The 10,495-nt window shown below is 67.9% G+C and carries 8 protein-coding genes; 7 read left to right on the top strand and 1 reads right to left on the bottom strand.

The features are described 5' to 3' along the window. Nucleotides 1–197 precede the first annotated feature (197 nt). The 5 genes from recA (at nucleotide 198) to dapF (ending at nucleotide 5,657) form a co-directional block, all read left to right on the top strand. Complete coding sequence (gene recA, locus Y706_RS0114965) at nucleotides 198–1,250, top strand: recombinase RecA (RefSeq protein ID WP_018774457.1); 1,053 nt, start codon at nucleotides 198–200, stop codon at nucleotides 1,248–1,250. A 136-nt stretch (nucleotides 1,251–1,386) separates the two neighbouring features. Further along, nucleotides 1,387–1,872 (top strand): regulatory protein RecX, encoded by a 486-nt coding sequence (locus Y706_RS25685; RefSeq protein ID WP_043436272.1) that lies wholly within the window; start codon nucleotides 1,387–1,389, stop codon nucleotides 1,870–1,872. A 100-nt stretch (nucleotides 1,873–1,972) separates the two neighbouring features. Then, nucleotides 1,973–3,565, top strand: coding sequence for a tRNA (N6-isopentenyl adenosine(37)-C2)-methylthiotransferase MiaB (gene miaB, locus Y706_RS0114975; protein ID WP_084476162.1), 1,593 nt, complete (start codon nucleotides 1,973–1,975; stop codon nucleotides 3,563–3,565). Between the two features lie 181 nt (nucleotides 3,566–3,746). Further along, a complete protein-coding gene (gene miaA, locus Y706_RS0114980; protein ID WP_028277230.1) occupies nucleotides 3,747–4,652 on the top strand; it encodes a tRNA (adenosine(37)-N6)-dimethylallyltransferase MiaA in 906 nt (301 codons plus the stop codon). 51 nt (nucleotides 4,653–4,703) lie between these two features. After that, on the top strand, nucleotides 4,704–5,657 hold the full coding sequence (gene dapF / locus Y706_RS0114985; RefSeq protein WP_028277231.1) for a diaminopimelate epimerase: 954 nt from the start codon (nucleotides 4,704–4,706) through the stop codon (nucleotides 5,655–5,657). Here the strand turns inward: dapF and Y706_RS0114990 are convergent. Then, on the bottom strand, nucleotides 5,638–6,252 hold the full coding sequence (locus Y706_RS0114990) for a class I SAM-dependent methyltransferase (protein WP_028277232.1): 615 nt from the start codon (nucleotides 6,250–6,252) through the stop codon (nucleotides 5,638–5,640). The two genes, dapF and Y706_RS0114990, sit on opposite strands and share 20 nt — an antisense overlap. Before the next feature lie 580 nt (nucleotides 6,253–6,832). Between Y706_RS0114990 and hflX the strand changes: the two genes are divergently transcribed. Together hflX and Y706_RS25690 are read left to right on the top strand one after the other, a co-directional pair. Next, the gene (gene hflX / locus Y706_RS0114995; protein ID WP_028277233.1) at nucleotides 6,833–8,434 is read left to right on the top strand and encodes a GTPase HflX; all 1,602 of its coding nucleotides are present in this window, start codon (nucleotides 6,833–6,835) and stop codon (nucleotides 8,432–8,434) included. After that, the coding region (locus Y706_RS25690) for an ATP-dependent DNA helicase (RefSeq protein WP_253906802.1) at nucleotides 8,427–10,495 on the top strand (2,069 nt) is incomplete at its 3' end. The genes hflX and Y706_RS25690, both read left to right, overlap by 8 nt.

Here is a 10,495-nt window from a genome sequence, read left to right on the forward strand (position 1 = left end):
GGCTGAGCACCGGTGACGCCTGACACGCCGCCCGCTTGTTCGAATATCTGTTCGGATAGCGATATGCTTTTTTCAGACCGTTTTCCACATAAGTGGTTCTCCCGACAACTTTGTCGGAGGGTGCCAGTAGCGTCAGTGATGACAGACAAAGGCCTCCACGGCCACTCCACAGCGAGAAAGTATTAGAGGTGTGAATCATGGCCGCAGCCCCGGATCGCCAGAAGGCGCTCGACGCAGCGCTTGCCCAGATTGACAAGCAGTTCGGCAAAGGCTCGGTCATGCGCCTCGGCGATGAAGTCCGTGCACCCATCGAAGTCATCCCGACCGGGTCCATCGCACTGGACGTCGCCCTGGGAATTGGCGGCCTGCCCCGCGGCCGCGTCGTGGAAATCTACGGTCCGGAATCATCCGGTAAGACCACGGTCGCGCTGCACGCGGTTGCCAATGCCCAGCGCCAGGGCGGCATTGCCGCCTTCATCGACGCCGAGCACGCCCTCGATCCGGAATATGCCGCCAAGCTGGGCGTCGACACCGACGCGCTCCTGGTCTCCCAGCCGGACACCGGCGAGCAGGCGCTGGAAATCATGGACATGCTTATCGGGTCCGGCTCCCTTGACGTCATAGTCATCGACTCCGTGGCCGCCCTCGTTCCCCGCGCGGAAATCGAAGGCGACATGGGCGACAGCCACGTGGGCCTGCAGGCCCGCCTGATGAGCCAGGCCCTACGTAAAATCACCGGCCGCCTGAGCCAGACGAAGACCACGGCCATCTTCATCAACCAGCTGCGTGAAAAGATCGGTGTCTTCTTCGGCTCCCCGGAAACCACCACCGGTGGTAAGGCGCTGAAGTTCTACGCCTCCATCCGCATCGACGTCCGCCGCATCCAGACCCTGAAAGAGGGCGCCGATTCCGTCGGCAACCGCACCAAGGCCAAAATCGTCAAGAACAAGATGGCCCCGCCCTTCAAAATCGCCGAGTTCGACATCATCTACGGCCAGGGCATTTCCCGTGAGGGCGGCATCATCGACATGGGTGTCGAGCACGGCCTGATCAAAAAGTCGGGCTCCTGGTTCACCTACGATGGCGACCAGCTGGGCCAGGGCATGGAGAACTCCCGCCGCTTCCTGCGCGACAACCCGGAGCTGGCGGCCGAACTCGAGCGCCTGATCAAGGAAAAGCTCGGCGTTGGCGTCAAAGCCCCGGCTGAGACCGAAGAATCTCCGAAGCTGAAGGCCGTTGACGGCTTCTAACAGCCGGCGGCGCAAAGGGGCAGGATTTCCGTCACGGAGTCCTGCCTCCGGCTTTGTCGGCCCGGATCAGCCGGCGGACCGCACCGATGGCGCGGATTCGCCGGCCGGGCAGGACCGGGACGCGGACCCCGCGGCGGTGGCACGTGCCATCGTGCTGCGGCAGCTGACGAATTCGCCCAAGAGCCGGCTGCAGCTCTCGCGCAAGCTGGCCGAGCGCAACGTCCCCGAGGACGTCGCGGAGGCCGTGCTGGACCGCTTCGAGGAAGTGCGGCTGGTTGACGACGCCGAGTTCGCCGACATGTGGGTCCGCAGCAGGTCCCAGACGCGCAAGCTCGCCAAAGGGGCCTTGCGGCGCGAACTTGCGGACAAGGGCATCGACCCGGAGATCGCTGCCGGTGCACTGGATCAGCTCAGCGACGCCGACGAGGAAACGGCAGCCCGGGAGCTCGTGGAGCGCAAGCTGCGGGGATTCACCGGCGGCGAAGACCGTGCCGAACGCGACAAAGTTACGCGCCGCCTCGCGTCAATGCTGGCCCGCAAGGGATACCAGCCGTCGCTCGCCTTCCGGGTGGTGGATGAGGTGCTCGATGCCGCCGCCGACCAGGCAGGGGACGGGGATTAGGGCCGCCGGGCCGGGGTCTGCGCTGGCCCAGCCGCTGCCCACTACCCTTACCCGTTACCCTTAACAGGTGAGTTTTACCATTCCCTCCCCAACGGCCGGCATGACTTCTCCGACAGCGCCACCGGCGGTGCCGCCGGCAGGGCCCCAGACATTCGGTGCGGACGCCGTTTCCGCACCGGAAAGTCCCGCCCCGGCCCAGCCCCGCACCTACCAGGTGCGCACCTTCGGCTGCCAGATGAACGTGCACGATTCCGAGCGGATGGCCGGCATTCTGGAGGCCGCAGGCTACGTCCCCTCCGCCGGCGAGCTGGCCGACGTCGTGGTCTTCAACACCTGCGCCGTCCGGGAAAACGCCGACAACAAGCTGTACGGCAACCTCGGCATCCTCGCCCCGGTCAAGGCAGCCAACCCGGGCATGCAGATCGCCGTGGGAGGCTGTCTCGCGCAAAAGGACCGGGAGACCATCCTCAAGAAAGCCCCGTGGGTGGATGCCGTGTTCGGCACGCACAATGTCGGTGCCCTGCCGGCGCTGCTGGACCGGGCCCGCCACAACAATGAGGCCCAGCTGGAGATCCTCGAATCGCTGGACGTCTTTCCCTCCACCCTCCCCACCAAGCGGGACTCCGTCTACTCGGGCTGGGTATCGATCTCGGTGGGCTGCAACAACACCTGCACCTTCTGCATCGTCCCGGCCCTGCGGGGCAAGGAAAAGGACCGCCGCCCCGGTGAGATCCTGGCCGAAATCCAGGCGCTCGTGGACGACGGTGCCATCGAGGTAACCCTGCTGGGCCAGAACGTGAACTCCTACGGCGTCGAATTCGGCGACCGGCAGGCGTTCTCCAAGCTCCTGCGTGCGTGCGGCGACATTCCGGGCCTGGAGCGGGTCCGGTTCACCAGCCCGCACCCGGCCGCCTTCACCGACGACGTCATCGACGCCATGGCCGAGACCCCCAACGTCATGCCGCAGCTGCACATGCCACTGCAGTCCGGCTCGGACAAGGTCCTCAAGGACATGAAGCGGTCCTACCGTTCGACCAAGTTCCTCGGCATCCTGGACAAGGTCCGCGAGAAAATTCCGCACGCCGCCATCTCCACGGACATCATCGTTGGGTTCCCCGGCGAGACCGAGGAGGACTTCCAGGCCACCCTCGACGTCGTGGAGAAATCCCGGTTCGCCACCGCCTTCACCTTCCAGTACTCCAAGCGGCCCGGCACGCCCGCCGCGGACCTGCCGGACCAACTGCCCAAGGCCGTGGTCCAGGAACGCTTCGAACGCCTCACTGCCCTGCAGGACCGGATTGCCGCCGAGGAAAACGCCCGGCAGCTTGGCCGCCGCGTCGAGGTCATGGTGACGGCCCAGTCGGGCCGCAAGGCTGGGGAAACCCACCGCCTCTCCGGCCGCTCCCAGGACCAGAGGCTGGTGCACTTCTCCGTGCCCGCCGGAGCCGAAGTGCCCCGGCCCGGCGATCTGGTGACTGTCACCATCACGGAGGCGGCGGCGTTCCACCTCGTCTCCGACCCTGCCTCGGCCGAGGACTACAGCCTGCGACGGTCCCGTGCCGGCGACGCCTGGGACCGGTCGCAGGCAGATTCCTGCGGCGCAGGCCCAGCCAGCCCGGCGGGGAAGACCAGCGCGTCGGGCACCTCCGGCGTGTCGCTGGGCATGCCCAGCCTCCCGGTCCGCGGCCGTTAGCGCCGTGCCCGGCCAGCAGGGCGCTCCCGGCAACGCAGCAGTCCAGAACGCAGCAGCCCGGGCCACAGCCCAGGCCACGGCGGTCGAGGCCACGGCCCAGGCCGCTGCCCAGCAGGACACGGCCCAGCAGGACGCTGCCCAAAATGCGGCGGCGCAGGGGGCACGGCCGGCTGCTCCGCCGGTGATCGCCGTCGTCGGGCCGACGGGATCAGGCAAATCAGACCTGGCCGTCTCCCTCGCCCTTGAGCTCGACGGTGAAGTCATCAACGCCGACTCAATGCAGTTCTACCGCGGCATGGATATCGGCACCGCCAAGATCACCGAGGCGGAGCGCCGCGGTGTGCCGCATCACCTGCTGGACATTCTGGACGTGACCGAGGAAGCCAGCGTCTCGGACTTCCAGCAGCAGGCCCGGGCGTTGATCGCCGACATCCACGGCCGGGGTAAGCGGGCAATCCTGGCCGGCGGCTCCGGACTCTACGTCCGCGCCGCCCTCGACGTCCTGGAATTCCCCGGCACGGATCCGGAGATCCGCGGCCGGCTCGAGGCGGAACTGGCTACCTCGGGACCCGCGCCCCTGCGGCAACGGCTCGAGGCAGTGGACCCCGTCTCTGCGGGCAGGCTCGGCGATGAGCGCAGGATCATCCGCGCCCTGGAGGTCTTCGAGCTCACCGGGCGGCCATTCAGCTCCTTCATGCCGGCCCGCCAATACTTCCAGCCTGCCGTCCAGATCGGACTCGAGGTGGACCGGGAACTGCTCCGGCAGCGCTTGGCTGACCGGGTCCACGCGATGGTGGACCGGGGGCTCCTGGACGAAGTCCGCCGGCTGGACGCCGCAGGGCTCCGCAACGGCCGGACCGCGCCGCGGGCCCTCGGCTACGCCCAGTTCCTCCGGGTGCTCGACGGTGCCTCCAGCGTGGAGCAGGCCGCGGACGAAACCATCATCGCCACCCGGCAGTTCGCGCGCCGCCAGCTGACCTGGTTCCGTGCGGATCCCCGGGTCACCTGGCTGGGCTGGCACGATCCTGACCTCGTGGCCGAGGCCGCCGGCGTCTGCCGGGCGACGCCGGTTCTGCCTCCGGCGTAGCGCTTGGGTCACGGTGCCGGAGCGGTCCGGGCGGAACGGTAATCTTGGAGCATGGACGAATCCCAAGCCGTAGCCGCTGACCGTACTGCCGGCGATACCGCCCCGCTGAGCGGCCTGAAGTTTTCCAAAGGCCACGGAACGGGCAACGACTTTGTCCTGATCGCAGACCCCAACGGCGCGCTCGAGTTGAGCCCCGAGCACGTCGCGGCGCTCTGTGACCGGCACCGTGGCATCGGCGGCGACGGACTGATCCGGGCCGTGCCTTCCCGGCTCCTGCCCGAGGGGCAGCAATTGCTGACCGCGCACCCCGATGCCGAGTGGTTCATGGACTACCGCAACGGCGACGGCTCGCTCTCTGAGATGTGCGGGAACGGAGTCCGCGTCTTTGTGCACTTCCTCATCGCCGAAGGCCTCGTGGACCTGCCGGCCGGCGAATCGCTCGTCATTGGAACCCGGGGCGGTGCCAAGACGATCGTCCGGACGGCTGCAGGCTACGCCGTCGACATGGGCCCCTGGGAATTCATTTTCCCCGGCGAGGCGACCGCGCGGGCCATGGACTCGCTGGTCAGCGCCGACGGGCTCGAAGTCGCGCGGCCCGCCCTCTCCGTCAGCATGGGCAACCCGCACACCGTCGTGGCCCTGGCCGAAACAGCCGAACTGGAGGCCACGCAGCTGTTCACTGCCCCCCGGGTGGACCCGACGCCGCCGCACGGCACCAACGTCGAATTCGTTGTGCCCTCCGAACCACTGGTGCACGACGGTACCGGCACCATCACCATGCGGGTCCACGAGCGCGGAGTGGGGGAGACCCAGTCATGCGGCACGGGCGCCTGCGCCGCCGCCGTCGCGATTCGCCACTGGGCCGGGCAGGGCGCACCGGACGCATGGAACGTCCACGTCCCCGGCGGCGTCGTCGGCGTGAAATTCTTCCTGGGCCCGGAGGGGCACGAACACGTCGAACTCAGCGGCCCGGCCGTGATCGTCGCTAGCGGGACGCTTTCCTGATTCGAAGGATCCGGAACGACTTCGACGTGCTCTCCCGGGTCACGCTGAAGCTGGCGTCGAGCTCCGCCGAGAGCCAGCGCTGCAACGAGTCCGAGCCGAGGTTCTTCTGGACCACGAGCCAGGCCGATCCGCCCGGCGCCAGCCTGGGAATCCACAGGCGCAGGAGGGCATGAAGCTCATCCTTGCCGATCCTGATCGGCGGGTTGGACCAGATGGTGTCAAAGCGCAGGTCGGGGTCCACGGCGTCCGGCATGCTGGCGGATACGTTGTGCAGCCCCAACAGACCGGCGTTTTCATTGGTCAGGGTCACGCAGCGTTCGTTCACGTCCACCGCGTAGACCTGGGCGTGCGGTGCCCGCAGGGCCATGGTCAGGGCGATCGGTCCCCAGCCGCAGCCGATATCCAGCAGGTTGCCCTGCGGCGACGGCGCCGGGACATCGGCCAGCAGCACGGCCGTTCCCTTGTCGATCCCGTCCGGGCTGAAGATCCCCGAGGACGTCTGCAGCAGGCGCGTCTCACCGGCAAGATCCACGGTGAGCGGCTTACGGGTAAAGGGCCCGGCCGGCTGGGCGCTGAAATAGTGTGCAGACTCCATAATGGGCCAGATTAGTTCGCGGCCAGCCCGTATGGGAAACCGGGTGGCAGCGCCGGCGTCTGCTACGCTACAAAACATGATCCTGATCTCCAAGTAGCCGGCACGGGTCCCGTCCCGTCCTTGTCAGGGACGCCGAGGGACCCCGAAGCGACGCAGGTAAACGCCTTCCGCTGAGTGCGCCATCGCAGGGGTGAGTTTTCTCACCCGCGGGCGCCCGCACCACTTGGAATCCAGCCATTTCCCAGGCACGGAGTTTTGCTGGCACCGTTTTTGCTGGCACTGTGCTGGCACTGTGCTCGCGCTGTACTCCCGGGCCCGGCGTGGCGGAGGCACCCACCTCACCGTGTTTTGCACCGGCACCGGCACCGCCCAGACAGCCAGCGTCCCCGCAGCCAGGCGCCTTAGCCGCCTCTACCGTCACCCAGCCACCGCTCTGCACAGAGCCAGCCCCGCCCCGGCGCCGTTGCCGCGGGCATTCCAGGAGGCCCGCATGACCCCCCGCCGTCAGCCCAGCGCGAATACCGCCCCACAGAGCAACAATCGGCACTATTCTGAAAGAGCCGAACCTTTAAAGGAGACCATGACCAGCCACCCCAACACCGGACCCGATTCAGCAGCCCAGGACATGAGCCCTGAAGAGATTCAAGCTGTAATCGACCGGATCCTTTCCAAGGACACCCCCGCCCCAGGCCGCGGCGGCTCCGGCACCAGCCATGGCACCGCCGCCGGTGCTGGTACCAGCGGCCCGACGTCGGTGCTCGGCAAGGCGCAGGCCATCTCCCGCCTGGACGAGGTGTACACCAACTTCGACGGCGACCAGCAGGACCTTGAGGAACGGCACGCACTGCGCCGCAAGGCCGGCCTGTCTACCGAGCTCGAAGACGTCACCGAGGTCGAATACCGGCAGTTGCGCCTTGAGCGCGTCGTCCTGGCCGGCCTCTGGACCGAGGGCACCCTCGCGGACGCCGAGAACTCCCTGCGCGAACTTGCCGCCCTCGCTGAGACGGCCGGCTCCGAGGTCCTCGACGGGCTCGTCCAGCGGCGCGCCAAGCCCGATCCCGGAACTTTCCTCGGCTCCGGCAAGGCACAGGAGCTGAAAGCCATCGTGATGTCCACCGGCGCCGACACCGTCGTCGTCGACGCCGAACTGGCCCCCTCCCAGCGGCGCGGGCTGGAGGACATCGTCAAGGTCAAGGTCATTGACCGGACAGCGCTGATCCTGGACATCTTCGCCCAGCACGCCAAGAGCCGTGAAGGCAAGGCGCAGGTGGAGCTCGCCCAGCTCGAATACCTGCTCCCGCGCCTGCGCGGCTGGGGTGAATCGATGTCCCGCCAGGCCGGTGGCCAGGTGGGCGGCGCCGGTGCCGGCATGGGCTCGCGTGGTCCCGGTGAAACCAAGATCGAACTGGACCGCCGTCGGATCCGCACCCGGATGGCCAAGCTGCGGCGCGAAATCGCCGCCATGAAGCCTGCCCGGGAAACGAAGCGCGCCAACCGCCGTCGTAATGCCGTACCCTCTGTCGCGATCGCCGGCTACACCAACGCCGGGAAGTCCTCGCTGCTGAACCGGCTGACCGACGCGGGGGTGCTGGTGGAAAACGCCCTGTTCGCCACCCTGGACCCCACCGTCCGCAAGGCCGAAACCGCTGACGGGCTGGGATACACCCTGGCCGACACCGTGGGCTTTGTCCGGTCCCTGCCCACCCAGCTCGTGGAGGCATTCCGCTCCACGCTGGAAGAGGTCGCCGACTCTGACCTGATCCTGCATGTCGTGGACGTCTCGCACCCGGATCCGGAGGGCCAGATCGCCGCTGTCCGGACGGTCTTCAGCGAAGTCGACGCACGCAAGGTTCCGGAAATCATTGTCCTGAACAAAGCCGACGCCGCTGACCCGTTCGTGGTCGAACGGCTCAAGCAGCGCGAGCCGCGCCACGTGGTGGTCTCGGCCCGCACCGGCGAAGGCATTCCGGAACTGCTCAAGGCCATCAGCGACGGCATTCCGCGGCCCAGCGTGAAGCTTGAACTGCTCATCCCGTACAACCGCGGGGATCTGATCAGCAAGCTTCACGAGAGCGACGCCGAGATCCTCAGCCTCGACCACGAGGAAACCGGGACCCGTGCCGTGGTGATGGTGCGTGAAGGACTCGCCGCCGAACTGGATCCCTTCATCAGCAATGACTGAGGCCGCGGTGACCAGGACCGACGCCGAACCAGCCGACGCCAAACCAGCCGACGCCGAACCAGCTGATGCTGGGCCGGCCGAAACTGACACCGGCGCCGGTTCGGATGCCGACACGGCCGGCGAGGAGTTTGTTGTAAAGCTGCTCGACCGTGCCGTGTCCGGCATGGGCGGGCAGAGCCGCGATGGCCAGCACGAAATGGCCCGGCAGGTGGCGCGCGCGATAGACAGCGGCGATCACCTGCTGGTCCAGGCCGGCACCGGCACCGGCAAGTCACTGGCCTACCTGATTCCGCTGATCGCGCATTCGCTGACCAGCAACAAACCCACCCTGGTCTCCACCGCCACCTTGGCGCTGCAGACGCAGATTGTGGGCCGGGACCTGCCCAGGCTGCTCAAGACCATCACCCCTGCCCTGGAACGGCCCGTCAAGGTCGCCCTGGTCAAGGGCCGGTCCAACTACGTCTGCCGGCACAAACTCGAGGGCGGCTTCCCGTCCGAAGAACCTTCCGAGGGACAGCTGTTTTCCCTGGGCGAGGACACCAGCGTGCCGCATTTCGCCGCCGCACTTGGCGGGCCGTCCTCCCAGCTGGGCAAGGAAGTCGTCCGCCTGCGCGAATGGGCCGAGGAGACCGCCACGGGGGACCGCGACGAGCTCATGCCCGGCGTCACGGACCGGGCCTGGCGCCAGGTCTCGGTCACCTCCATGGAGTGCCTCGGTGCGCAGAAGTGCCCGCTCGCGGCCGAATGCTTCAGCGAGCTGGCACGGCAGAACGCCGCCGATGCCGACGTCGTGGTCACCAACCACGCCATGCTCGCCGTCAGTGCCTTCGAAGGCCTGGCGGTGCTGCCCGAGTACGACGTCGTCGTGGTGGATGAAGCACACGAACTTCAGGACCGCGTCACGGGCGCGGTCTCGGGCCAGCTCTCCGTGGCGATGGTGCACGCCGCCGCGTCCGGGGCCCGGAAGCATACGGGCATCACCGTGGATGCGCTGAACAATGCCGCCGCCCACCTGGAGCTCGCCATCGACGGCGTCCCCAGCGGGCTGATGCCCAACGGCCTGAACAGCGAGCAGCTGGACTGCATCGACCAGCTGCGCGACGCGTGCCGCGCCGCCCTGTCCGATTCCAAGGGGGACAGCTCCGTGTCGGCGGACGGCGGACGGCAGCTGGCCCGCTCGCGCCTCATGGTCATCCTGGAGCTCTGTGAACGCCTCCTGGCCGCGCGCGAAAACCGCGAAGTCGTGTGGTTCTCCCGCAACAGCAGCTTCGACCCGGCGCAGGGCTACTCCCAGCCGGACGAGAGCGCGCCGGCGTTGATCAATGTTGCCCCGCTGAGCGTCGCAGGGCGGTTGCGCGAGGGCCTGTTCGCGGACCACACCGTCATCCTGACCTCGGCCACACTGGCCATCGGCGCTGCCTTCGAACCCGCCGCCGGCGGCTTGGGCCTGGTTGGCAACGGCGCACCGAGCTGGACCGGCGTCGACGTCGGCTCCCCGTTCGACTACCCGAAGCAAGGCATTCTCTACGTCGCCCGGCACCTGCCCAAACCCGGCCGCGGAACGTCCCCCGAGGCCCTGGACGAACTCGAGAAGCTGATCCGCGCCTCCGGCGGAGGCGCCCTGTGCCTGTTCTCCTCGCGGCGGGCCGCAGAGGAAGCAGCCGAGGCCATGCGGCCCCGGCTGGGCCTCAGCATCCTGTGCCAGGGGGAGTCGACCATGACGGCGCTCGTGCGGCAGTTTGCCGACGAACCTGACACGTGTTTGTTCGGCACCATGTCCCTCTGGCAGGGCGTCGACGTCCCTGGCGTGTCCTGCCGGCTGGTGGTCATCGACCGGATTCCCTTCCCGCGGCCGGACGACCCGCTGATGACGGCACGTTCGAGGGCAGTGGCCCAGGCCGGCGGCAATGGCTTCATGGCCGTCTCGGCCACGCACGCCGCCATCCGCCTCGCGCAGGGCGCCGGACGGCTGATCCGCTCGACCTCGGATAAGGGCGTGGTGGCGGTGCTGGATTCGCGTCTCTCCACGGAGCGTTACGGCGGCTTCCTGCGCGCCGCGCT

It is taken from the genome of Arthrobacter sp. I3, assembly GCF_000520575.1.
In the GTDB taxonomy this organism is placed as follows: domain Bacteria; phylum Actinomycetota; class Actinomycetes; order Actinomycetales; family Micrococcaceae; genus Arthrobacter; species Arthrobacter humicola_A.

Bases quoted from the DNA above. Each gene is read 5' to 3' on its own strand.
- recA (WP_018774457.1), top strand. From the start codon at position 198: ATGGCCGCAGCCCCGGATCGCCAGAAGGCGCTCGACGCAGCGCTTGCC.
- miaB (WP_084476162.1), top strand. From the start codon at position 1,973: ATGACTTCTCCGACAGCGCCACCGGCGGTGCCGCCGGCAGGGCCCCAG.
- dapF (WP_028277231.1), top strand. From the start codon at position 4,704: ATGGACGAATCCCAAGCCGTAGCCGCTGACCGTACTGCCGGCGATACC.
- Y706_RS0114990 (WP_028277232.1), bottom strand. From the start codon at position 6,252: ATGGAGTCTGCACACTATTTCAGCGCCCAGCCGGCCGGGCCCTTTACC.
- hflX (WP_028277233.1), top strand. From the start codon at position 6,833: ATGACCAGCCACCCCAACACCGGACCCGATTCAGCAGCCCAGGACATG.